Origin of the sequence: Tenacibaculum tangerinum, assembly GCF_029853675.1 — a bacterium.
Lineage (GTDB): Bacteria > Bacteroidota > Bacteroidia > Flavobacteriales > Flavobacteriaceae > Polaribacter > Polaribacter tangerinum_A.
Genome location: NZ_CP122539.1, coordinates 1,000,749 through 1,025,628, shown reverse-complemented (window position 1 = coordinate 1,025,628; position 24,880 = coordinate 1,000,749). Strand labels below are relative to the sequence as shown.

The window sequence follows — 24,880 nt, the reverse complement described above, 5'->3', positions numbered from 1 at the left end:
TAAAATTTTGGCTTCGTTCTAAATAAAGCCCTTACATAGCTTTCAAATGAATTCTATTCTTTGAAATTTGGGGGTTGTGCATCAGCTACCATTGTTAGCGGTTGTTTTTTCTTTTTAATTTCATTCCGTTACTTCCAAGTATTTGTTATAGAGTCCAATGAATATCTTATCAATCAGCATTAATAATGAGAAGTATGTGAAATAATTGTCGTATTGATAATCATCTTCAATTAACGTTCTTAATGTTGGCAAATTTTGTTGATATGAAGATGTATTATGAGCAATTCTATTACGTTGTTTGTAGAGTCGTTTTTCATAAATCTTCTTTAAATAATTATCAGAAAACAAAGTGCCTTTATGACTAGCAAAATGATTAATAGCTACCCTGTTGAAATTTTTGTGATTATTAATAAAATCTCTCTGTGCCCAAATTGCAAGATTGCTAGACTGAAAAATTTCTTCAACCTCAATTTTGATTGATCTTAAAATTTCCCTTTTATCAATGTCAATTTCATCAAATCTTAACCCATTTTTCTCAATTTGATTTATCAAGTCCCTATAAATTTTCTGTTTCTCGGAATAGCTTGAACATTCTCCCAAGGGTGCTTTTGTAAATTCATATCTGTACTCAAAGTCAACAGAAGCCATTTCCCAACAAATACATTTCATTTTCTGCTCTTGGAAACCTGTAAGTTTTAATAAAACAGATTGCATTACATAATCGTACAGCGGATAGGTCTCAATTCCATTACCTATTCCTGAACTTGCAGTAACAGCGTCTTGCAACAAACTTGAAATTGGTGTTATAATAAAATCTGTGTGGAGATTAGGACGCATATTCAGAGTAGATTACAATTGAAGAAGATATTCTTGACCTTAAATGTCCTAAATTACTAGGTGCTTTAACGTGTGAAGGGTTTTCCTTAAATTCTTTAATTTTCGATTCAATTCTTCCTTTCAATTCATCTTTATCTTCAGTTTTGATGATTTTTTTCTGAAATAGAATTGTGTGTACAAGACCAAAAAAGTATATATCCATATCAATAATTGAGGGATACTCTTTTGGAATTTCGAGCGACACTAAGTGTTGTTCTAGTTTAGTGAAACTTTCGTTGAAATCTTTGTTTGGAAAAATATCAGTGAACTTCCCATACTTACTTTCATCATCAGAAATAACAGAGTAAATAAACTCTTCATAATACTTTTCCATTTTAGGTTTATAGCTTCTCGCAACCTTGTTCGCGGCTTGGTCTTTGTTATACTGTGCCACACAAGCTAGGTACCTTACAAAGTCAACTTTTGTTTTGCCACTTACACTTTTAACTACATATTCTTTAGCAAAATTTGGTTTAAAAAATGGAGCTAAGTCTTTATCTAGAAAATATAATGAGGCTCTGCTTTCTTGAGGCAACAACACTTGACCTTGAATATTAATATTCCTGAAAACAGATGAGTAATATTTCTGTTGTTCATTGTCATTTGAAACTGCAGGTACTAAATAAGAGAAACCAAGAAAATTTGTTTCAAGAAACGATTCATCAATTCCAAAATCTATCTTCTTGTAATTACCTTCTACTATATTCTTTAAAATATCATTTCGACTGTTTCCTTTCTCTGTGAGTTTGTCAAATTTCCATTCAAGTACATTATCTAGTTTCTCTTCAGGTTCTTCTTCATCGTCATTTTCATCAGCAAATGTTTCTATCGCCTTCTTGTATGTCGCTTCATCAGGGAATAGTCCTAAATATGTCAAAAAGATACTTGTTAACCTTTGTTGACCATCAAGAATAAGATTTTGATTATTCTCATCACTTTTAAATGCACCGATTGTTATTGGTGGGATAAACTGTTTATCCTTGAATGTCCTTATAAGTGTTTTGACTTTTTTTTCGTCCCAAACAAAGAATCTCTGATATTCTGGAAGAATAATGTTCTTTTTCAAGATTAGGTCTATCCAATGTTTTAAAGAATACTCTCCATAATAAACTCTATTCTCCATATTCGTTTGTCTTATTTAGTTGTAGTCATTTTGAATGTCTAGTCCTGAAATATTGCTACAGGTTAAAAATTGATTTAAGCTGTTTTTAAATATACCATATTTGATGTTTGATAACCTAAAGATACAGGTAATATTATTGGATTGTATAGCTTAATTAAACTTTTTGTTGCTTTTCAGAATTACCGTTTGTATTTTACGTTCGTCAATTCGAATTAATAGTTGTCCTTTTTTTGAGGATGTTTAAAATAAACTATACCCTATTACTTAACATCTTTTATTGTAAGCTTTCTAAAAGAACAAAATCAGGAGTTAAAATTTTGGCTTTGTTCTAAATACAACCCTTACATAGCTTTAAAATGAATTCCATTTTTTAAAATTTGGGGGTTGTGTATCAGCTAACATTGTTAGCAAAAGTATTTTTTTTAATTGTTTAATTCATACAATTCAAGCAAAATCAATGTTGGTGAAAATGTTGTTTTTTTTGAGACTATCCCTTTTCTTAAGTCTAAGTAATCTTTTACAAAAATATTGTAATTACCATATTCTTTTACACTAAAAGTAGATAGGTCAAAATCGATATTCATTTCATCACTGTATAAACCTTCTCCATAAATCCTTCCACTTACCGTGGAACGTCCTAAAGTTACAGAAGCACTAACTATATCAAGTGCTGAAAGTTTTAGCTCTCCAGATTTGTTATTAATATTAAGACTGCTTATAACTCCGTAAAACCAAGCCAAGCCCACAGTATAATCTTTACCTTCAATTTTGCACTTACATTCTACAGGTTGATAAAAACCATTTAAATTTGATATTTTCAAATTATCAAATTTCCCTTTTGGGGAAAAAAGTTTTTTAAAGAATTCTAAATCTACAGAGCCATCAATTTTTTCATAAGCGTAAAGTTGAATTTTATTAAATTTCCTGTGAGAAGATGGAGCTGTACTCAAAGGTTTACATTGTGATAATATCTTACGACGATTTTCGGATAGCAACGAAATTCGTTCTAACTTTTTTTCGTCAACGCTCAAGGTTTTAATTTCTGGTTTAAAACTTTCAATTTTTGAAATTCTTAAATCTTCATCGTCTCGTTCAATTGTTGCAATAGAGTATGATGTGTAGACATCCATTAGTGTTATTCCATCAGTTTCCTCTAAATTAGATAATATTGTTTCGCTTTTAGAATTGCTCTCGCCGTAACCTGTAGATATTAATCGTTCAGAGTTTACACCTTTAGAAGTAAGATAATTAATTATAGATTGTTCTCTGAGTTGAGATAAGTTTTGAGATGGATTTGTGTTTTTTGAATAACTCGTAAACGCTAATTTAAATTTTCTATTTTTTGAAAAAGTTGGTAAAATAATGCTATCAATATATTTTTTTTGGTCAGCTGTAAGCGATGCAGAATTATTATTCCAGTCTATTTTAGCATTTTCTAACTGAATAATAAAACAATCCACAAGTACCCATTCGCCACTAATTTTTTTATAACATTCGTTGTTTGCAACTCCAATAGAGGTTTGAATAAGAATAAGAATAAATAATAGATTTTTCATTGTATGCTGGTTTGGTTAATATTTTTGCTAACGTTTCGTATAAGAATAGTAGCGGATTTATACACACTGACTTTTCTGTTAAACACAGACTTTTTTATATTTACTTACTTTCGTTTTAGGTATTAAACCGCTATTATTTTTATACATTGTTGGCATTAGTACTTTTATATTGTCTCTAATATTTCAAAACTATTTTCAATCAATTCCTTTTGAGAATCATCGTTATCTTTTAAAAGAGCTTTTTCTTCCGTTCCATTCCCAATGCAAATCATATGAGCATTATCTTTAAATATCTCATTTTTATAGTCTTCAATTTTAGAATCAACATTTTTATCATCAGCTATTGATAAAATAGTTTGAGTATCTTTTGGAAAGTTTTCATTGATAAACTTCAATATTTTATTTTTATTCCCTTGTTCTATGTCTTCTTTAAATACGCTATCAAGTATAAAGGGTAGTCTATGAATATCACTGGTTTCGGTTAACAAATTATTGAAAGCAAAATGATAACTTAAAACTGCTAGATGTAATTGAACACCTTGAAATGGAAAAGATGATATTTCATATAATTGATAAAACCTTTCTTCATCTAATGACGGTAAACCCAGACTTGCATTATAAGTAAAGTATTTGTCCTTAAATATTTTACTCTTCTTACTTCTTTCAATAAGTATCTCTTCGTCTGTTTTATACTCCTTCAATTTTTCTTTTTCGATTTCTAAATCAATCGTTAATTGTCCTATTTGTTTGGTTAAATTCTCAAATAATTGAATGTTTGCTTTACTATCAAGATACCTTTCAAGTGTTAATCCATTTTCAGAGTATTTATTAAATGTTAAGTAACAAGATTTTATGTCAGCACGGTGTGATTCAATCTTCTTGTTTAGAGAATTTAACCTTGACTGTAACTTTTTGATTTTATCTTTTAATTCTCTTTGTAAATTAATCGTATCATTTTCTTCTTGAAAAAATGAATAAACATCTTCGATTTTTGAAGGCAAAATTTGAGTACAAGTAGGACAGTTATCTTTTCCTGGTTCCTGATTTTTATGGTTTCGCTTAACTTTAGAAACTACGGATAAACGTTGATTTAGGAAAGTCAATTTATTAGAGTCTGAAACATAAGTATTTTCTAAATCAAGTAAATTGTTCTTTCTCTCGGAAATGTTAGAAATTAGTTCATTTGCTTTACCTTCAAGAGTTTGGTCGATTACGTTAGCAAGTTTTAAGTCTTGGTTTTCTTTTTCCACATCAGCGTAGAACCGAATCTGTTGCTGAAGCCTATTTATTTCTTTTTCAATTTTTCGTTTTTCTCCTCTATCAATAACATTCTCTATTCCTAAATAATAATCAAGAAAGTCTTCTTTGAAATTTTTGTAAAAATTGAGATTACTAAAGGATTTACGCAAGTAAACCCAACCCACTTCTTGTGAAACATAATAGGGCAAGAAAATGGTCTCTATTGGTGCTTCTGATATTCCACTATTTGATTCTAATAACAAACTGAAATTGAATAAGTTATTAAGGTATTTTTTTAATTTCACGTGTTCAGCAGAATTATCACTACTGATACCATTAAATCTTAAAACTTTTTCATTATCGTCTTTAATTAAAAGAGTTTCATCTTGTCTTATAAAAACATAATTCTTTTCTTCTTGTTCATATCTAATTGTACAATCAAGTCTAACAAAAATCTGTTCAGCTAGAATTTCGGCAAGCTTAATCTTATTATCATTTATCCCAAATGCAAAAAGAATTAGTTGAATTAGAGTACTTTTCCCTGCTGTATTTTTACCGTAAATAACGTTTAGCTTGCTTTTAAATTCAGTTTGAAAAAATTTATTGTTCTCTTCGCTGTAAACAAGAATACTATTTATATCTAGGGTTGTTTTCATAAAGTATTTTTAACTTCAATATATGCTGCTGCAATTACAGCTTTCAGTTGTAATTCAGATAAGGTTGAAGATTTTTCTTTGTTAAATTTGGAATGATAACTTGCAATACAAGCTCTATCTGTTACGTGTGCTTTAAATGTAGCTTTATTGTTTATTACGAAATCAAAAATTTTATTATGTTCACTTTCATTAATGTCTTTAAATTTATCAAAGCTATTTTCATAGTGAAGTTCAAACATTGTGACATCAAATAGATTAATATTTAGTTCTTCACATAATTCATCCTTTTTTTCTCTCCAAAAGTCAAATGCTTTTTTCTTATTAGTTAGAATATTGATTATTGAATCGATTTGGTTAGAGTCAATCCTTTTTTTATTATCACTTAATTTTGCAATGTTACCTTGATTTAACTCTTTTTCTATTTCCATCAAAGCAAAATAAAATGAGTATAGAGCAGCTTTGTGGTCAGCTATGTTTTCACCAAACACAGTTCTAAATTTCCCCTCAAGTTGTTCTAATTGTGCTTTTGGCGTTCTAGCTAAATCGATGAATCTAAAGTTTAAAGTATCGAAATTGGATATATTTTCTGATGTAAAATACACATCTTTCGACCCTTTTTGAATTTTATTCTTAATGTTTTGATCTAAAGCAGAATATTTATAATGTTCGTTAGCCTCATTTACAAGACAAGAATATTGCTGTTTATCAACTTTGCAATTAAGTTCTATTGTATTATTTGTTGCAAAATAGTTGTCTTGACTAAAATCTACTGCTTTAGGGTGTGGGTCATCCAATACTGATTGACTGGTTTCAGCGATTTTTTTTATAATTTCTAATAAACCACTATTTGTCCATTTTGAGGATGATTTTTTTGCCTGATAAGTCTCAATTTTTGAAAGTTCAGTTTGATTATCAAGGTATCCAAAAATTACGTCCTCTAAATGTTCTAATATTATAAAATACTTTTGATTTTGTAACTGATTGTATTTTTCGAGAAACAAGTAAATAGTACAGTTCTTTTGGAAATCCATACCAATATTAGTATGAACTCCAGCATTCACTTCCGAATTGTAATTATTTGTCATTTAGTTCTTTCTCGTATTAATGCCAACTTGTTTATATAGATACAAAATACACCATTATACTACCATTTCAGTCGGCTAATGATGGTATGCTATATTTTTTTGGATGTTACGAATTTAACAATAATAGTTTAATTTTTTTTACGGCATCCCATAAGACTCCTTATTTAGGTACTAAAAGTCGTTTTAAGGGGCACCAAAGGTTGTACAGGTCTCAGCTATCACGGCGTGCTCCGCTAATAACACGGCATGGGTCGCAGCTATCACGGCGTGCTCCGCTACTAACACGGCATGGGGCGCAGCTATCACGGCACGCTCCGCTAATATCACGGCATGGGTCGCAGCTATCACGGCGTGCTCCGCTAATACTACGGCATGGGTCTCAGCTATCACGGCACGCTCCGCTAATAACACGGCATGGGTCGCAGCTATCAAGGCATGCTCTGCTAATAACACGGCATAGGTCGCAGCTACTACGGCACGCTCCGCTACTAATACGCCATGGGTCGCCGCTATCACGGGGGTGGAAAAGTTTATAACAGTTGTACAATTCTTAGCGACGGAAACAGCCTTGCCCTTAAATCTCTATGGATGCCTGTTAGAGCGTTTTTTGGTGTCGGTATTGCAATGCGAAATTTTCTGACTATCTAACGTTTAATTTATAGGTCAGGGTAGTTTACTAAGCGAACTTTCCGTAAGTTTGTAAGAGCTGTTTTGTAAGAAAAATACCTTGTGTTAAAAACAGTTAAAAGTAAGATAAATAACAGTCATGTTTAATAATTATGTATATTTGTTAAACAAAAAAATAAACGTATGAAATCATTAGTATATACACTTAGCGGAGTTCTTTTGTTCGCTTTGGTGTCTTTTAAACCTAGCTCTCAAGAATTTACAGGGCAAGCGGTGTACTACTCAAAATCGAAATTAGAATTGGGTAGATTTGGTGCTAGAATGAGCGAAGCGCAAAAAAAGCAAATTCAAGCCCGTTTAAAAAACAGGTTAGAGAAAACGTATGTATTGAGTTTTAACCTTAAAGAATCTTTTTTTGAAGAAGAAGAAAAGCTCGACGCCATTTCGGGAGCAACCGATTCTTGGGGAGCAAACTTTTCACAGGGCGATCAGTACAAAAATGTCAAAGAAAACGCCTTAGTACAAAGCCAAGAATTTTACGGAAAAAAGTTTTTAGTGAAAGACGAACTGCTAAAAATTGACTGGAAAATAGGGAAGGAGTCTAAAAAGATAGGAAACTATTTGTGTTTTAAAGCGACAGCAGAAGTACCTAGTTCTCAACTCGAGTGGTATAATTTCTCATGGAGAGACCTTAGAAGAAAAGAAGAGAAAAAAGACAGCATTGCTTCAGAAACACCAGCTGTAGAGATGACAGAGATTGAAGCATGGTACACGCCACAAATTCCGGTTAGTCACGGTCCTTCAGAGTTTGGAGGCCTACCAGGACTTATTTTAGAAGTAAGTTATGGCAATACCATTATGTTGTGTTCGAAAGTAACCATCAATCCAAAAGAAGAGATTGTCATCGAAGCTCCTAAAAGAGGAAAAGAAATTACGAAAGAGGCGTATCAACAAACCATCAGAGAAAAAATGGTGGAAATGAGAAACAATAGAGGGCGTCGTCGTCAATAATTTTTCGGGAATCAACCGTAGCCACTACCTATATGAAAAGATATCTATATGCTGTTTTGCTTTTTTTAGGAATGAGCAGTCATGCACAAATTACCTTGAAAGGAATCGTAAAAGACAGTTTAAACACGCCACTTGAATTAGCCAACGTAGTGGCGATAGACAAGGCAACAAGCTTGCTAGAATCCTATGCTATTACCGATGCAAAAGGTGAATACAAACTCTCGTTAAAAAAGAAAACCACCTACCAACTGCAAGTAAGTTATGTAGGGATGAAAACCTTAGAGCAGGAGCTTACTACTACCGAGAGTAGTATGGATAAAGATTTTGTATTGCAGCTAGATAATGCTTTGGATGAGGTAGAGGTGACCTACGAAATGCCCGTGATTGTAAAAGGAGATACCTTGGTATACAATGCCGATTCTTTTAAAAACGGTACCGAAAGAAAGTTAGAAGATGTTTTAGAAAAATTACCCGGAGTAGAAATTAATGAAGACGGTCAGGTAGAGGTAGAGGGTAAGGTAGTGAATAAGTTGATGGTGAATGGAAAAGATTTTTTTGATGGCGATACCAAATTGGCTACCAAAAACATTCCGTCGAAAGCGGTTGATAAAATTCAGGTGTTGCGTAATTATGCAGAAGTAGGACAATTGAGTAGCGTACGAAATAATCAAGATAATATCGCTTTAAATATCAAACTTAAAGAAGGAAAAGAGAATTTTTGGTTTGGTAATGTTACGGCTGGGGCAGGAGTAGCCGATGAAAAAGGACTTTATTTGGTGCAACCCAAACTGTTTTATTACAGTCCGAAATATACCGTTAACTTTATTGGTGACCTGAATAATATAGGAGAAACGGCCTTAAATAGAAGAGATATTCGTGGCTTTGGTGGGGGCTTTAGAACGCCTAGCAGAAGTAGCGGTACAGATATTAGTATTGGCGACAACAGTCTGAACTTTTTAACCAATCAAAACAATGCGATACAAATAACCAATAAGTTAGCAACAGGAAATTTTAGTTATTCTCCTAAAAGAACCTTAGATCTTAGTGGTTTTGTAATACTAAATAACAGTCAAATACGTTCACAACAAAAAAGTTTTATACAATATACCAACCCGAATCTCGGTATTCCCGATGAAGCGATCAACCAAAATACAGAAGAAGAATCAAATCAGGGAATTCTAAAATTGAGTGCTTCTTTCAAGCCCAATGTAAACAATCAACTCGATTACGATATCATCGGAAAAGTCGCAGGTGATGAGCAATACCAGAATGTTTTTTCTAATGTCGTAGGAACAACCAATCAGATAGAAGAAGTAACGACCTACAATATCAATCAAAATCTGAATTACTATTACACCCTAAACGACAATAATATTTTTGCCTTTGAAGCACAGCACCTACTCAAAAAAGAAGATCCTTTTTACAATGCTGTTTTAGATAACGACCCCAATAATAACGATCCGTACGATAGTACTGCCGAAGCTTTGGGATTAGATACTTCTTCGACCGAGTATGACATCAATCAAAATAGGCAAATTAAATCCAATCAGTTAGATGCGAAGGTAGATTACTACAACATCATCAATCAAAAAAGTAATATCAATCTTACGTTGGGAACAATTCTGAGTCGTCAAGAGTTTAGCTCGGATATTTTTCAGTTTTTAGAAGACGGTTCTCAATTCAATCCCACCCCAACTTTTAACGATGGAAAAATAAGCAATGCGATTGAATACAATTTTAGCGATGTGTACTTAGGAGCACATTACCGCTTTAAAAAAGGAAAGTTTACCGTCACTCCTGGTTTTTCATTACATGCCTATGGAAATAAAAATATACAATTTGGTACGGTGTATAAAGATAACTTCTTTAGAATTTTGCCAGATTTTGAAACCAGAATCCAGTTTAAAAAGAATGAGGCATTAACCTTTCGATATGAAATGCGAAATCAATTTACCGATGTAACACGATTGGCAGCGGGATTGGTGTTGAATAATTATGATAATATTCAGTACGGAGCACCAGAACTTCAAAATGCACTTTCTCACAATATCAATCTTTTTTATAGCAGTTTTAATTTGTTCAACTATACGAATGTATTTGCCAGGGCTGCGTATTCAAGTAACATAGACCAAATAAGAAACCTAACAAATTTCGATAATGTAATTAGAACCAGTACCTTTTTCAATTCCAGTTTTGCTGATGAAAACGTGAATGTTTTTGGACGTGTTCAAAGAACGTTTGGTAAAATAAGAGCTAGTTTTAACGCTAGTTTTAATTACAGTAAAATCAACCAGTTTATTCAAGGATCGCAATCGTTAAACGAACGCTATACACAAACTTATACACCAGGAATTCGCACCAACTATCTTAAAGCACCTAATGTGAGTTTGCGTTATCGTTACAGTATTTCAGATAACAATCAGGGAGGACGTAACACAACTTTTACGACCAATGCTCCGTCTATAGAGTTTGACGCGTATATGTTTCAGTCGCTTACTTTTCGCACCAATTATTCCTATACAACTCAAAGTTTAGGAAACGGAGAGTCGCAATCGTTTCAAACCTGGGATGCTAGATTTTCTTACAGAAAAGATAGAGACGCTAAGTTAGAATACGAACTAAAGGCAACCAACATACTCGATATTGACTCACAAGTTAGAAATAACGCCAATAACTTTTCGGTGTTTACCTCGCAAACATTCATCCAACCTCGTTTTATTACGTTTCGAATGGTGTACAATCTATAACGATATACGTTTAAATTATGAATTTTTAGTTTTTAGTAAATACATGGCAGATTCAACTAGCGAATGCAATTTAATTGTACGAAAAACAAACAAAATTCTATGTTGTATAGAGGGGCTTCCAGTAACTACAAAAAATACTGAAATAGACTAAGAAGAAATAAATACTCTTTCAATATTTCTTATTACATATTATCTACTCATAGTTTTTATTTCATTAACTCTATTTGAAATTTTGTTGCGTCAAAAGCCATTTTTAAACCTCTAAGATTATGTTTCGATTCGTTGTTTTTAAATAGCGTGTTTAAGTACTCAGTTTGCTTACTTATGTTTTCGGTATCTCTTTTAAAAAGGTGATATTTCAAAAGAATTAAATTAGTCTTGATATTTTCTGATACGCTGATATCATTATTATTTAAAGTTTTATTTATTGTACTTTGTATTTTAATATCGTTATCAAGTTGTTCATCAAACAAAAAAGCATTTGCTAAATCTGAATCAGTCATGTTTGAATAATCATTTTGATTAGACATATCTTTTCTGTAAGTCATTTTGTTTTCATTAAGAAAATACCATCGTGCATAGGAATTATTTTCTAATTTTATTTCTTTTTCAAACATTCTTTTTTTTACACTCCAATTTGTAAAAGCGATTAAAAGTTCTGTACCATCATCTTTTTTTAGAATAGCCATCCGAATTAAATAATTTCTTTTTCCTGGTTTTTCAATTTCAATATCTAATTTATTTTCTACTGAAACATATTTTTTTATTGCTTTTAAAACAGCAGAAACATCTTGTGGACTTGCTTCCGGAAATAAATTCTCTCTCAAAAATAAATCAATATACAGGTAATGAGTCAAATAAAAATCGTCTATTTTTAGATAATTGCCCTCATTTAAATGATTCGTTCTTATTTTAATTTTCTCAGATTGAGAATATCCAAAACTTGTGAATATAGTTAAGGTTAGGAGTATAAAGGTTTTTCTATTCATTTTATGATTTTTGTATTTTTTTACAATTACTTTAGGTACTTAAATCAGTGTCTTCCCAGCTGATATTTTTCGATAACATCCAAGTTAAGGAATGTCTTCGTTCATGGATTACTCCTCCATTTCCCATTGGGTCAAAACCTTTAGGAACCGTTTCTCTTCCTAATTGTGCACTTCTTACGGCATTATGTAGACAATAAAACAAATCTTCTTTTTGTAGTAGGTATTTTTCAGAGAGAATTTCTTGGTGTTTCACCCATTCTTCTATGCTTTCGTTTATAGGACAAGTATATTCCATTAAAATTTCTTGCATTTGTTCTCCTGACATCATTTCTCCCATAATATCAGGTTCTTTATATCCAAAATACCAAGCTAAAGGCCAAGCGTTTTCAAATTTCCAACCAATAGCATTTCTTGCTTGTTCATCATCTCTTGATGTGTTGAGAATTTCTTTTTCCTCTTCATCCATAAAATTATTAAGGTTATTTTTATGAATGAAAGTTAGAACTTTATCACTTTCTAAATTTTCTTCAGGAATCATCAACCAGAGAACGAGTGCCTTTATAGCATTTAATCTTTGGGCGATTTCAACTGTAGGCCGTAATTCTCGCTCAAATGCTGTTGGTAGAGAACTAGCAGGTTTGAATCCTGCATCAAGACAAATAGCTATGTTTTCAAGTCTCAGATCTGTCATCCAAGGAATGTTTTTGTAAGTCTCCAAACGATTCTTATCTTTTGTTCCTTGTTGAGATTTTTTAGTTTCTTTTGAACCAAATAATTTTTTGAAAAAACTCATATTTATAATTTTTTGATTAAAGCTAGCTTGCATGTACCAAACTTAAATATTTTTATTCTGAAAAGATTGTATATAGTTATAATGAAGTTCTAGCAATTTTATATGTTCTCAAATATAAAAAATAGCAATAGCTTATCCAAGTAAAATTATTTCTCAAAGGTATTCATAGTTTTTACTAATTTCGCCGCTTAAAATATTTTGTATGATTACGGTAGATCAATTAACGGTTGAATTTAGTGGTAACACCTTGTTTAGTGACGTGTCGTTTGTAATAAATGAGAACGATAAAATTGCCTTAATGGGTAAAAATGGTGCAGGAAAATCTACGATTATGAAAATTATTGCAGGAGTTTCTAAAGCTACTAAAGGAAGTGTTCGCAGCCCGAAAGATACCGTAATTGCCTATTTGCCACAACATTTGTTAATGGAAGACAATTGTACGGTAAAAGAAGAGGCATCCAAAGCATTTGCATCGGTTTTTGCTATGAAAGCCGAAATGGACGATTTGAACAAACAGCTAGAAACCCGTACCGATTACGAATCGGACGAGTATATGAAAATCATCGAACGAGTTTCTGATTTAGGAGAGAAGTACTATGCGTTGGAAGAAGTAAACTACGAAGCCGAGGTAGAAAAAGCCTTAAAAGGATTGGGCTTTAAGCAAGAAGATTTTGATAGAGCAACGTCTGAATTTAGTGGTGGTTGGCGTATGCGGATTGAGTTGGCGAAAATCTTATTACAAAAACCCGATTTAATTTTGTTAGACGAGCCTACCAATCACGTAGATATCGAATCGGTAATTTGGTTAGAAAATTTCTTGTTAAACAAAGCCAAAGCGGTGGTAGTAATTTCACACGATAAAGCGTTTATTGATACCATTACCAACCGAACTATTGAAGTGACGATGGGAACGATTCACGATTACAAAGCGAACTATTCGCACTATTTAGAATTGCGTAAAGAACGTCGTGCACATCAGTTAAAAGCCTACCAAGAACAACAAAAATTTATTGCAGATACTAAGGCATTTATCGAGCGTTTTAAAGGAACCTATTCGAAAACGAATCAGGTAGCCTCTCGAGAGCGTATGTTAGAAAAATTAGTACCTGTTGAGATTGATGAGGTAGATACTTCAGCCTTAAAGCTGCGTTTTCCTCCTTCTCCACGTTCAGGAGATTACCCTGTGAAAGTGGAAGGGTTGACTAAAAAATACGGAGATATAACCGTGTTTAAAGATGCGAGTTTTTCCATAGCTCGTGGAGAAAAAGTATCGTTTGTAGGAAGAAACGGAGAAGGAAAATCGACGATGATTAAAGCAATCATGGGAGAAATTGATGTGGAAGGTGTATGTGGCTTAGGACACAATGCCAAGGTGGGGTATTTTGCGCAAAATCAAGCATCGTTGTTAGACCCTGAATTGACGATTTTTCAAACCGTAGATGAGGTTGCCGAAGGAGATATCCGAACGCAAATAAAAAACATCTTAGGCCGCTTTATGTTTTCGGGCGACGATTTAGAAAAGAAAGTAAAAGTGCTTTCTGGAGGGGAAAAAACACGTTTGGCGATGGTAAAACTCTTACTTGAACCTGTAAATGTGTTAATTTTAGATGAGCCTACCAACCACTTGGATTTAAAATCGAAAGAAGTGATTAAAGAGGCGTTGTTGCACTTTGACGGAACCTTAATTTTAGTATCGCACGATCGTGATTTCTTACAAGGTTTGTCTCAAAAAGTATTTGAGTTTAAAGACCAACGTGTAATTGAACATTTTGAAACGATTGATGCGTTTTTAGAGCGTAATAATATCAAAGCGTTAAAAGAAATAGATTTGTAATACAAGTATAACTTTTAATTAGTAGTTGGAGTAGCAAATAAAAAACTAGGTAAATTGAGATTTAGCCACAACTTATTTAGGTGCACAAAGTCTCTGAAATTACAGTAATAATAAACTTTTAAAGAATCACTAATATGGTTCAGAAAAGGGATTTGTTTTTTGAGTCTACCCCAATAGTTTTACCTTAGAATATATAAAGTTAGGCTTACTTTGAAATACGAAAAAGCAGAATTGTACTCCTTTTTTTATTAAATGACGTTCACTTCTATTTCAAGAGGAATGTCAAATATATCTTTAACTGTATGCTGAATTTGTTGTGCTAGTTCGTAAATTTCTTTTCCCGAAGCACCCCCATAATTAACCAAAACTAAGGCTTGTTTTTCATGAACTCCGTAGTTTCCAAAACGCTTTCCTTTAAATCCGCTTTGTTCAATTAACCAACCGGCAGGAACTTTAACTTCAGTAGCCGAAACCACATAGCTTGGTATGTTAGCATACTTTTTCTGAAGCTTTTCAAAATGTTCTTTTGAGATTACAGGGTTTTTAAAAAAACTTCCGCTGTTACCAATTTCTTTAGGATCTGGTAATTTTGATTGTCGAATGGCGATAACCGCATCAGAAATATCTTTAATTGTCGGATTTGTAATTCCTTTCAAAGATAATTCAGCTTCAATTGCTCCATAAGAGGTGTTAAGCTTATGATTGTTTTTAGTGAGTTGAAAACTAACCGAAGTTAACACATACTTTCCTTTGGCTTTGTTTTTAAAAATAGAGTTTCGATATCCAAACTCGCATTCTTCAGCAGCAAAAGAGACTAATTTTCCTGTTTCAATTTCAACAGCTTCTACTTTGGTGATAGTGTCTTTTACTTCCACACCATACGCTCCAATATTTTGGATAGGACAAGTACCCACATTTCCTGGTATAAGTGACAGATTTTCTAATCCGCCATAACCCTGAGAAACACACCACAAAACAAACTCATGCCAGTTTTCGCCAGCATTTGCAGTAATGTAAACATCGTTATGATTTTCTCTATCAATAGAAACTCCTTTCATATCAATATGCACCACTAAGTTCTCAATGTCTTTAGTAAGTAACATATTACTACCTCCTGATAGTAAAAAAATAGCTGTTTCTTGTTTTAAAAGTTGTTGTAGTTGGTATAAGGAAGTAACAGAAACAAAACGTTTGGCATTTACGTCAATACCAAACGTGTTGTACTCTTTTAAAGATATGTTTTCTTGAATGTTCAATTAGCTGTTGTATTTTTCTAAGGCTATTTTTAAGATTTCAACCGAACGTTTTAAATCGGTTTTGTTTAAAACATAAGCAATACGCACTTGGTTTTTTCCTTCACCTTCGGTAGAATAGAATCCACTTGCAGGAGCTACCATTACTGTTTCGTTTTGATCGTTGAATTTCTCAAGCATCCATTGTGCAAAATCGTCGCTGTCTTTTACTGGCAACTCAGCTACACAGTAAAAAGCGCCTTTAGGGTTTGCTACTTTTACTCCTTTGATTTTTTCTAGTTCACTAATCAACGTATTTCTACGATCTTCATACTCTTCAATAACTTCATCGAAATAACTTTTAGGAGTGTCTAGAGCAGCTTCGCTAGCTAGTAAAGCATAGGTAGGCGGACTTAAACGTGCTTGAGCAAACTTCAAAGCCGTATTCATAAATTCTTCATTTTTAGAAACGATACATCCAATTCGTGCTCCACACATACTATAGCGTTTAGATACAGAATCTATCATAATCGCGTGTTGCTCCAATCCTTCTAAAGCCATTACCGAATTGTGTTGCTCACCATCGTATGTAAATTCACGATATACCTCATCGGCAATTAAAAACAAATCGTGTTTTAATACAATTTGTTTTAATTTTTCAATTTCTTCTTTACTATATAAATACCCAGTTGGGTTCCCTGGATTACAGATTAAAATTGCTTTCGTTTTAGGAGTAATCAACTTTTCAAAATCTTCAATAGCAGGTAAGGCGAAGTTGTCTTCAATTTTAGAAATTACAGGAACTACTTTTACACCAGAAGCGGTTGAGAATCCGTTATAATTAGCATAAAACGGTTCAGGAATGATAATTTCGTCGTTAGGATCGGTAATACTACCGATAGTAAACAACAGCGCTTCCGAGCCTCCTGTAGTAGCAATAATGTTGTTTGCAGTTACATGAATATCATTTGTAGCATAGTAATTGGCTAGTTTGGTTCTGTATACTTCTGAACCTTCAGATCGAGCATACGATAATACTTCAATGGTGTTATTTTTTACAGCATCTAAAGCAACTTGAGGTGTTTTAATATCGGGTTGCCCTATGTTTAGATGATAAACCTTTGTTCCATTTTTTTTAGCAGCCTCGGCAAAAGGAACCAATTTACGAATTGGTGATTGAGGCATTGCACTTCCTTTACTAGAAATAGATGGCATTTTAAATTGAATTGTTGTTTGAGTAGCAAATTTGCAAAATATATTTGATAGTAGTAGAATCTTTGTAAGGAAAAAAACGGTTAAAAAAATCATAAAAAGAAAAATATGTAAAATGAAGATTGTATATTTCAAAAGATTAAAAAATAACTTTCTTTTGAATAAACGATTCATATACCTCTTAACACTTTTCTTTAGTTTGTCTGTCGTCGCTCAGCAAAAATTTCAGTTTTTTGGAAAAGAAATAGACAAACAATCCATAAAATTTCAACTGATTAATAATTTGATAGTAATTCCCATAGAAATTAATGGAAACCAGTTGTCGTTTATTTTAGATACAGGAGTGAATAAAACAATTTTATTCAACTTAACTTCAAGTGATAGTATTGGGTTACATAACGTGAAAAAGGTATTAATAAGGGGGTTAGGAACCGGAGAGCCAGTTGAGGCATTGTTTTCTAGAGGAAATAATTTTAGAATAAAGAATATTGTAAGTTCAAATCAAGGATTGTACGTTATTTTGAAAGACGCTTTTGACATTTCTGCAAAAATGGGAACAACTATTCATGGCATTATTGGGTATAATTTGTTAAAAGATGTAATTATTAAAGTAAATTATTCCACTAAGAGAATCGATTTTTACAATCCTAAAACGTATAAGAAATCTACTTGCGGTAGTTGTGAAAGTTTTCCGCTGCACTTTCATAGAAATAAACCCTATATAAATGCCAAGGTTCAGGTTGATACAGTCGGTACCACCATGGTACCAGTAAAATTATTGATAGATACGGGAGGTAGTGATGCCATGTGGCTTTTTGAAGGAACTAAGAAACAGTTAAAAACGCCTAAAAAATTTTTCAAAGACATCATAGGAGAGGGGTTTAGTGGAACTATATATGGGAATCGTAGCAGAATACCAAAAGTTGCCATAGGAAAGTTTGAAGTAGAAGAACCAACAGTTTCTTTTTTAGACTCTTCGTCTACATTTAATGCTAGGAAGTTTAAAAAAAGAAATGGTAGTATTGGAGGAGGAATTTTAAAACGTTTTAAAGTTTGGATTGATTATCCGAACAAAAGAATTGTACTTAAAAAGAATGCTTCATTAAAGAAAGGTTTTTACTATAACATGAGCGGTTTACAAATAGTTTATGACGGTCAAGAGTTAATCAGAGAACAAGCCGTAACGAGAATTGCAGATGATTATAATATGAATAGTCAAGAGTCTAATAAGAATGTAATTTCGTTTGTAAACACTTATTTTTATCGTTTTAAGCCCACGTATAAAATAAACAGAGTGGTAGAGAATTCCCCTGCATTTAAAGCGGGTCTTTTAGAGGGAGATATTATAAAAAAAATAAACTTGAAGCCTGCACATGAATATCATTTAAACGATATTTTAGATATGTTTCACAGAAAACCAGGTAGGAAAATAAAAATAGAAGTAGAGAGAGCCGGTGTAAGCTTAAAATTTGGGTTTAAACTAGAGCAAAGAATATAAAAAAAGAGGCTGTTTTATTTTTTAAACAGCCTCTTTTTTATAGAACATATTTTTTTAGCTATTGCTTTCGGTTTTCTCATTAGCAGGGGTTGCATCTTTAGCAACAAAACCTTTAATCTTAATCATTTTTCTTTTTACCTTAGCATTAGAAATAATAGTAATTGCTTTCGAAAAACCTCCTAGTCTCTTCGTATCATAAGAAACTTCAATTTGTCCTTTTTCACCAGGCATAATAGGTTTCTCTGGTTTTGTAGGAACTGTACAACCACAAGTTGACTTTATATCTTGAATGATTAAAGGAGCATCTCCTACATTAGTAAATTCAAATACACGTTTTCCTTCAGAACCAATGGCTACTTTTCCGTAGTCAATAGTTTCAGTTTCAAATTTGAATTCTTGTGCGCTTACTGTTAGCGTAATAAAACAAACAGCTACAAATGATAAAATTGTTTTCATAATGTTACAAATTAATTTTTTAAGGGCATTAACCTTTACAAATTTAGTATTATTTATTTAAGTTCTAAAAAAACAACCTCTAATTTTCTGTACCTCACAGATAGTTGTATTTTTGCTAATTGAATTTCAAAAACAATGCCAAAGGTTAAAAAGTGTTAAATTTTAGCCATAAATATACATATAATAAATGAATATTCCATCAAAATACAGTTCTAAAGAAGTAGAAGGAAAATGGTACGATTACTGGATGAAACACAATTATTTTCATTCAGAAGTAGACGAACGCGAACCCTACACTATTGTGATACCTCCACCAAATGTTACAGGAGTATTGCATATGGGGCATATGTTAAACAATACGATTCAAGATGTATTAATACGTCGTGCCCGTTTACAAGGAAAAAATGCCTGTTGGGTGCCAGGTACCGATCACGCTTCTATTGCTACAGAAGCAAAGGTGGTAGCGAAGTTAAAAGAGCAAGGTATTGATAAAAACGATTTAACTCGTGAAGAATTTTTAGCACACGCTTGGGAATGGAAACATGAGTATGGAGGCATTATTTTAGATCAGTTAAAAAAATTAGGAGCTTCTTGCGATTGGGAGCGTACGGCATTTACAATGGACCCTGCACTGTCAGAATCGGTAATTAAAGTATTTGTCGATTTGTACAACAAAGGGTTAATTTACCGTGGATATCGTATGGTAAACTGGGACCCTGAAGCAAAAACTACCCTTTCTGATGAAGAAGTAATTTACGAAGAGCGTCAAGGAAACTTATATTATGTACAATACAATATTGTAGATTCTGATGAAAAAGTAACGATTGCAACTACACGTCCTGAGACAATTTTAGGAGATACAGCTATTTGTATCAATCCAAACGATGAACGTTTTACCCATTTAAAAGGTAAAAAAGTCATAGTTCCTCTATGTAACAGAGAAATTCCAATTATTGAAGATGATTATGTAGATGTGGAGTTTGGTACTGGGTGTTTAAAAGTAACGCCTGCACACGATGAAAATGATAAAGTTCTAGGAGATAAGCACAACCTAGAAGTAATTGATATTTTTAACGAAGATGCTACTTTAAATTCTTTCGGATTGCATTATGAAGGAAAAGACCGCTTTGTGGTTCGTAAAGAAATTTCTAAAGAGTTAGAAGAAAAAGGCTACTTGGTAAAAACAGAGGTTCACACGAATAAAGTGGGCACATCAGAAAGAACCAAAGCAGTTATTGAACCAAGATTGTCAGATCAATGGTTTTTAAAGATGGAAGAATTGGTAAAACCAGCCATTGAAGCTGTATTAGGAGAAGATAGAGAAGTGAAGTTATTCCCTAGAAAGTTTGAAAACACCTATCGCCATTGGATGGAAAACATTCGTGATTGGAATATTTCTCGTCAATTATGGTGGGGACAACAAATCCCTGCGTATTATTACGGAGACGGAAAAGAAGACTTTGTAGTTGCTGAAAATAGCGAAGAAGCAGTTAAGCTAGCTCAAGAAAAAACAGGGAACTCTTCGTTGTCTGCTTCTGACTTAAAACAAGACCCAGATGCTTTAGATACCTGGTTCTCTTCTTGGTTATGGCCAATGTCGGTTTTTGACGGAATCCGTAATCCAGAAAATGAAGAAATAAAGTATTACTATCCAACCAACGATTTAGTAACAGGACCAGATATTTTATTTTTTTGGGTAGCACGTATGATTATTGCTGGTTATGAATACAGAAACGAGCGTCCGTTTGAAAATGTGTATTTAACAGGATTGGTACGTGACAAGCAGCGTAGAAAAATGAGTAAATCTCTTGGGAACTCACCTGATGCCTTAAAGTTGATTGAAGACTTTGGTGCCGATGGGGTGCGTGTAGGATTGTTATTGAGTTCTGCTGCTGGAAACGATTTGTTATTTGACGAAGACTTATGTCAACAAGGAAAAGGATTTGCGAATAAAATATGGAATACCTTCCGCTTAATTAAAGGTTGGGAAGTAGATGAGAATTTGGCACAACCAGAAACAGCTAAAATAGGGTTGACTTGGTATGAAGCGAAGTTCAATCAAGTGTTATCAGAAATTGAAGATCACTTTAGTAAATACCGTTTGTCAGATGCTTTAATGGCAATTTACAAGTTAATTACCGATGATTTTTCATCGTGGTTATTAGAAATTGTAAAACCAGCATACCAACAACCGATTGACGCAAAAACATACCAAGCTGTTATTGAAGTATTGGAGAATAACTTAAAAGTACTGCATCCATTTATGCCTTTCTTAACAGAGGAAATTTGGCAGCACATTACCGAAAGAATTCCACAAGAGGCTTTGATTATAGCTACATATCCAACTGTTAGAGCAGCAAACGAAGAATTGATAACCAATTTTGAGTTTGCTACAGAGGTGGTTTCTGGAATTAGAACGATTAGAAAAGACAAAAATATTTCGTTTAAAGAAGCAATTGAATTAGCTGTTGTAAACAACGAAAATTTTACCAAAGAGTTTGATGCAGTCATTCAAAAGTTAACCAATGCTTCAGAAATTAGTTATGTTACCGAAAAGGTAGAGGGAGCAGCATCGTTCCGTGTAAAATCGAATGAATATTTTGTTCCGATTGCATTAGACACGATTGATGTTGAGGCAGAACTTACGAAGTTAAATGCAGAATTAAAACGCGCAGAAGGTTTCTTAACAGGAATTCAAAAGAAGTTGTCTAACGAACGTTTTGTGAGCAACGCACCAGAACAGGTAATTGCACTAGAACGTAAAAAAGAATCAGATACCTTGGCAAAGATTGAAACGATTAAAGCGAGTTTAGCTTCTTTACAATAATAAAAGTACATTTAGATAAACTAAAAATCCGCCATAAGTCAACGGCGGATTTTTAGTTTATGTACTTGTCAGGGAAGATCCCCCTAAAGCTTAGAGCGTACTTTAGTTTTTATTAATGACATCACCAGAACCGATAGCACTGCTGTCGATAGTTGGAGGATTTCCTTTGTAATACACGCTTCCAGAACCTACAATACTTGCTTTTATTTCATTGCTTACCGAAGTTTGTACATCTCCAGACCCAGCAATACTCGCTTTTACTGAACTGGTGTTTAAATCGTATGCCTTTACATTTCCAGACCCTGCAATGGCACATTTAAGATTGTCAGTTTTTCCTTTTAATTCAATGTTTCCAGAACCCCCAATAGAAGTTTTTACAGTATTGGCATCAACGCTGGCAATAATATTTCCTGAGCCTCCTATAGCAAAAGAAACTTCATCGGCTCTTATGCGTTTTTTTACAACGATATTTCCAGACCCACCTAACGCCAATGATTCAATTTTTTCAAAGGGAATGGTTACCACTAACTTTTTAGTAGTTTTTATATTGGTGTTTTTTTTGAACTGTACATTAAGTATTCCTTTTTTAACCTCGGTTTCTATGTAGTTTACAATATTCTCCTCTCCTTCAATGGTAAGTTGTCCTTCAGTACCTTCAATTAAATACACATCAAAAGAGCCTCCGATGCTAACTTTGTCAAAAGAACCTATTTTTCTAGTTTCAGTAATGACTTTACCATTACCTCGAATTTTTTTTGAATTCCACCAACTTTGTCCTAATGATGGTACAATAACACTAAGCGTAAGTAATATGGTTGCTAATTTTTTCATGAAATAAAATTTTATTGATTAGTTATTTAATTTTAAGGAAACACCTCCGTAATTCGATTTTATAGTAATGGTAGCGTTTGGATTTTCTTTACCAAAAGTACCTTCATAATATTTTTTTGTGGTCTTTTTAATACTTTTAACCATGTTTACATACTCATCAGGATATCCGAATCCTCCATAGCTTAAATCAACAGTAAAATTGAAGCTGTTATCACTACTGGTGCCGAGTCTTATTCCAGCATAATTTCCGTCAATAACAATGCTTTCAAACCCTTTTTCAATATTTCCAACTCGAATACCACCATAATTGGTATCTACCTTTAAGTTTTTTCTCAGAGTTCCTATTTTTATACCAGCATAATCAGAATTACCATTAATAGTTGAGGCATCGTCTATAGCAATACTTCCATAATCACTGTTAAAATCAACGTTCGTAGCAGTGCCAATTTTTAGGGTAGAATAATCGGCGTTTACCTTTAAGTTTTCTGACTTTACAATGGCCAGTTTAGAGTAGTCGACACTCAAACTTCCTGATTTCATAAAGTTAATTTCAGAAGTACCACAATAATCTAAATTAATGGTATTCGTTTCATTTAATAGCTGATCAATTTGTATTTTACCGTAATCGCAATTAATGTTAGATTTACCTTCTAGTTTATCTAATTCAATAGTTCCATACTTGTTATTTATATCGGCATTATTCGTAATTGGCATTTTTACAAAATAGTTAATTTTATAATTTGTATCATTGCTACCCCACCAAGACCAGCTCGATGTTGTTTTCTCTATTATCGTTCGAGCTTCTACTAAACTAGTTGTAGCTTCGAATTCAACATCAATTGCTTTTAACTTACGTTCAACATTAGATAAGTCATTGCCTTTTACGGTTATTTTGACGTTAATCTCTATGCTATTCTTATTCCAAGTAGTTACACTTACATTACCATATTTGTTGCTAATGTATAAGGTTGCATTGTTGTTAACAGAAAAAGTTTTATGTATGTTTTTACTTTTTTCGTGTTTTTTATCATTCGCCATTAAAAGCGCAGGAATGAAAAGGATTAGGTAGAATAGTTTATATAATTTCATCTTCTAATAATTCTAATTTTGCTGGATTTTGTTGTAGTTCTAATCGTAAAAGAAGTTTTTCTAAAATAGTTAATCGTTGTTGGTAGTTTTGTATCATTTCTCTGATTATTTGATACCTGTTTTCTCTTTTAATTAACTCTTTTGTAAGAGTTTTGTATTGATCTTCTAACTCTTCAATTTCATTTAAAGAATCTTCAATAATTATCTCGGTATCTATATTTCTATATTGTTCAACCTCTTTTAGTTCTTGATTGATAGTAGTTACGAAAAAGTTTTGAGCTTCTGCCATTTTAGGAGAAACATCGGCTAGGTCGTAGTAAGTGTTTTTTTGCTGATAACTGCCAAGATAAAAACCTAAAATCAATACGATAGACGCTGCAATGCTCATCCAAAAATAAGATGGCTTTTTAGGTTGCTTTGGGTTTTCTAGCTTTCGTTGAAAGCGATTCAAATGTCCTTGATTGGGTTCAAAAACATCAAAATCATTTTCTTTAAAGAACTGATGTAGTTTATCCTCCATATACTTGTACTTTATTAATATTAGCTACTAATACTTGTTTCAATTTCCTTTTTGCTCTAGATACGGTTGCTCGTACATTCTCATTTGTATAATTTAGTATTTGAGCGATTTCTTCATAATCATAGCCTTCAATAAGATTTAATGTTAAAACAATTCTGTAATTATCCTTTAAACTTTGTAAACAGTTTATAACTCTTGTAACTTCTAAAGAACTATAATCTATTTCAGTAGTTTCTTCTGTTTCATAGTTAGGAATTACATCCATTCTCACTTCATCATATCGAGTCACTTTTTTTAATTGGGTTAAACTTTTGTTAATTACAATTCTCTTTAACCAAGCACCAAAAGTAACTTCACCTTTAAAAGTATGTAATTTCGTAAAGGCAGTTAAAAACGCTTCTTGAATTATATCTTCTGCCTCGAACTCGTCTTTTAAAATACGATACGAGGTATTATACATAGCTTTGTAATAGTTTTGATATACCTGCATTTGTGCAGAATTATCGTTCTTTTTACAGCGTTCAATTAGTTGGTTAATATTTGTTTGTTGCGCGACCAATGAAATAATTCTATACTAGAGACAATTTAACTTTTAAATTGTGACAGTTTGCATTAATGAAAGTAAGAAAAATAAAAATATTTTTTAGTTTTTAACTTTTGAAGTTTATATTTTATTGAT

General features: G+C 32.7%; 19 protein-coding genes. 5 read left to right on the top strand and 14 right to left on the bottom strand.

The window, feature by feature from the left end:
- Positions 1 to 120: 120 nt before the first annotated feature.
- The 5 genes from P8625_RS04320 to P8625_RS04300 form a co-directional block, all read right to left on the bottom strand.
- Complete coding sequence (locus tag P8625_RS04320) at positions 121 to 837, bottom strand: hypothetical protein (protein ID WP_279652260.1); 717 nt, start codon at positions 835 to 837, stop codon at positions 121 to 123.
- A complete protein-coding gene (locus tag P8625_RS04315) occupies positions 827 to 1,999 on the bottom strand; it encodes a DUF262 domain-containing protein (RefSeq protein ID WP_279652259.1) in 1,173 nt (390 codons plus the stop codon). The genes P8625_RS04320 and P8625_RS04315 overlap by 11 nt, the downstream gene beginning before the upstream one ends.
- 422 nt (positions 2,000 to 2,421) lie before the next feature.
- On the bottom strand, positions 2,422 to 3,555 hold the full coding sequence (locus P8625_RS04310; protein ID WP_279652258.1) for an OmpA family protein: 1,134 nt from the start codon (positions 3,553 to 3,555) through the stop codon (positions 2,422 to 2,424).
- Between the two features lie 164 nt (positions 3,556 to 3,719).
- A complete protein-coding gene (locus P8625_RS04305) occupies positions 3,720 to 5,450 on the bottom strand; it encodes a hypothetical protein (RefSeq protein WP_279652257.1) in 1,731 nt (576 codons plus the stop codon).
- The gene (locus tag P8625_RS04300; RefSeq protein ID WP_279652256.1) at positions 5,447 to 6,535 is read right to left on the bottom strand and encodes a dsDNA nuclease domain-containing protein; all 1,089 of its coding nucleotides are present in this window, start codon (positions 6,533 to 6,535) and stop codon (positions 5,447 to 5,449) included. Before P8625_RS04300 ends, P8625_RS04305 begins: the two co-directional genes overlap by 4 nt.
- 810 nt (positions 6,536 to 7,345) lie before the next feature.
- Between P8625_RS04300 and P8625_RS04295 the strand changes: the two genes are divergently transcribed.
- Positions 7,346 to 8,173 carry a GLPGLI family protein gene (locus tag P8625_RS04295; RefSeq protein WP_279652255.1) on the top strand — a complete coding sequence of 276 codons (828 nt, stop codon included), beginning with the start codon at positions 7,346 to 7,348 and terminating at the stop codon, positions 8,171 to 8,173.
- 32 nt (positions 8,174 to 8,205) lie between these two features.
- Complete coding sequence (locus tag P8625_RS04290; protein WP_279652254.1) at positions 8,206 to 10,920, top strand: carboxypeptidase regulatory-like domain-containing protein; 2,715 nt, start codon at positions 8,206 to 8,208, stop codon at positions 10,918 to 10,920.
- Between the two features lie 206 nt (positions 10,921 to 11,126).
- Here P8625_RS04290 and P8625_RS04285 read toward each other — a convergent pair whose 3' ends face one another.
- Together P8625_RS04285 and P8625_RS04280 are read right to left on the bottom strand one after the other, a co-directional pair.
- Positions 11,127 to 11,909, bottom strand: a complete 783-nt coding sequence (locus P8625_RS04285; protein WP_279652253.1) for a hypothetical protein — start codon at positions 11,907 to 11,909, stop codon at positions 11,127 to 11,129.
- Positions 11,910 to 11,940: 31 nt separating this feature from the next.
- Entirely contained in the window at positions 11,941 to 12,702 is a 762-nt protein-coding gene (locus P8625_RS04280) for a DUF4272 domain-containing protein (RefSeq protein ID WP_279652252.1), read from the bottom strand.
- A 202-nt stretch (positions 12,703 to 12,904) separates the two neighbouring features.
- Here P8625_RS04280 and P8625_RS04275 point away from each other — a divergent pair, with 202 nt between their 5' ends.
- Positions 12,905 to 14,536 (top strand): ABC-F family ATP-binding cassette domain-containing protein, encoded by a 1,632-nt coding sequence (locus P8625_RS04275; RefSeq protein ID WP_279652251.1) that lies wholly within the window; start codon positions 12,905 to 12,907, stop codon positions 14,534 to 14,536.
- A gap of 248 nt (positions 14,537 to 14,784) precedes the next feature.
- Here P8625_RS04275 and murB read toward each other — a convergent pair whose 3' ends face one another.
- Together murB and P8625_RS04265 are read right to left on the bottom strand one after the other, a co-directional pair.
- The gene (murB, locus tag P8625_RS04270) at positions 14,785 to 15,792 is read right to left on the bottom strand and encodes a UDP-N-acetylmuramate dehydrogenase (protein WP_279652250.1); all 1,008 of its coding nucleotides are present in this window, start codon (positions 15,790 to 15,792) and stop codon (positions 14,785 to 14,787) included.
- Positions 15,793 to 16,983: a pyridoxal phosphate-dependent aminotransferase gene (locus P8625_RS04265; protein ID WP_279652249.1), complete on the bottom strand. Its 1,191-nt coding sequence runs from the start codon at positions 16,981 to 16,983 to the stop codon at positions 15,793 to 15,795. It abuts the gene before it with no gap.
- A 154-nt stretch (positions 16,984 to 17,137) separates the two neighbouring features.
- Here P8625_RS04265 and P8625_RS04260 point away from each other — a divergent pair, with 154 nt between their 5' ends.
- Entirely contained in the window at positions 17,138 to 18,478 is a 1,341-nt protein-coding gene (locus tag P8625_RS04260; RefSeq protein ID WP_279652248.1) for an aspartyl protease family protein, read from the top strand.
- A gap of 54 nt (positions 18,479 to 18,532) precedes the next feature.
- Here P8625_RS04260 and P8625_RS04255 read toward each other — a convergent pair whose 3' ends face one another.
- On the bottom strand, positions 18,533 to 18,934 hold the full coding sequence (locus tag P8625_RS04255) for a DUF1573 domain-containing protein (RefSeq protein ID WP_279652247.1): 402 nt from the start codon (positions 18,932 to 18,934) through the stop codon (positions 18,533 to 18,535).
- A 187-nt stretch (positions 18,935 to 19,121) separates the two neighbouring features.
- Between P8625_RS04255 and P8625_RS04250 the strand changes: the two genes are divergently transcribed.
- Positions 19,122 to 21,761 (top strand): valine--tRNA ligase, encoded by a 2,640-nt coding sequence (locus tag P8625_RS04250; protein ID WP_279652246.1) that lies wholly within the window; start codon positions 19,122 to 19,124, stop codon positions 21,759 to 21,761.
- Positions 21,762 to 21,863: 102 nt separating this feature from the next.
- On the opposite strand, the gene P8625_RS04245 is transcribed toward P8625_RS04250, so the two are convergent.
- Genes P8625_RS04245 through P8625_RS04230 form a run of 4 tightly spaced genes read right to left on the bottom strand, consistent with a single transcriptional unit; the run spans position 21,864 to position 24,760 of the window.
- Positions 21,864 to 22,592, bottom strand: a complete 729-nt coding sequence (locus tag P8625_RS04245; protein ID WP_279652245.1) for a head GIN domain-containing protein — start codon at positions 22,590 to 22,592, stop codon at positions 21,864 to 21,866.
- Between the two features lie 18 nt (positions 22,593 to 22,610).
- The gene (locus P8625_RS04240; protein WP_279652244.1) at positions 22,611 to 23,681 is read right to left on the bottom strand and encodes a DUF4097 family beta strand repeat-containing protein; all 1,071 of its coding nucleotides are present in this window, start codon (positions 23,679 to 23,681) and stop codon (positions 22,611 to 22,613) included.
- The gene (locus P8625_RS04235) at positions 23,668 to 24,201 is read right to left on the bottom strand and encodes a hypothetical protein (RefSeq protein WP_279652243.1); all 534 of its coding nucleotides are present in this window, start codon (positions 24,199 to 24,201) and stop codon (positions 23,668 to 23,670) included. Before P8625_RS04235 ends, P8625_RS04240 begins: the two co-directional genes overlap by 14 nt.
- Complete coding sequence (locus tag P8625_RS04230; protein ID WP_279652242.1) at positions 24,191 to 24,760, bottom strand: RNA polymerase sigma factor; 570 nt, start codon at positions 24,758 to 24,760, stop codon at positions 24,191 to 24,193. Before P8625_RS04230 ends, P8625_RS04235 begins: the two co-directional genes overlap by 11 nt.
- Positions 24,761 to 24,880: the final 120 nt, after the last annotated feature.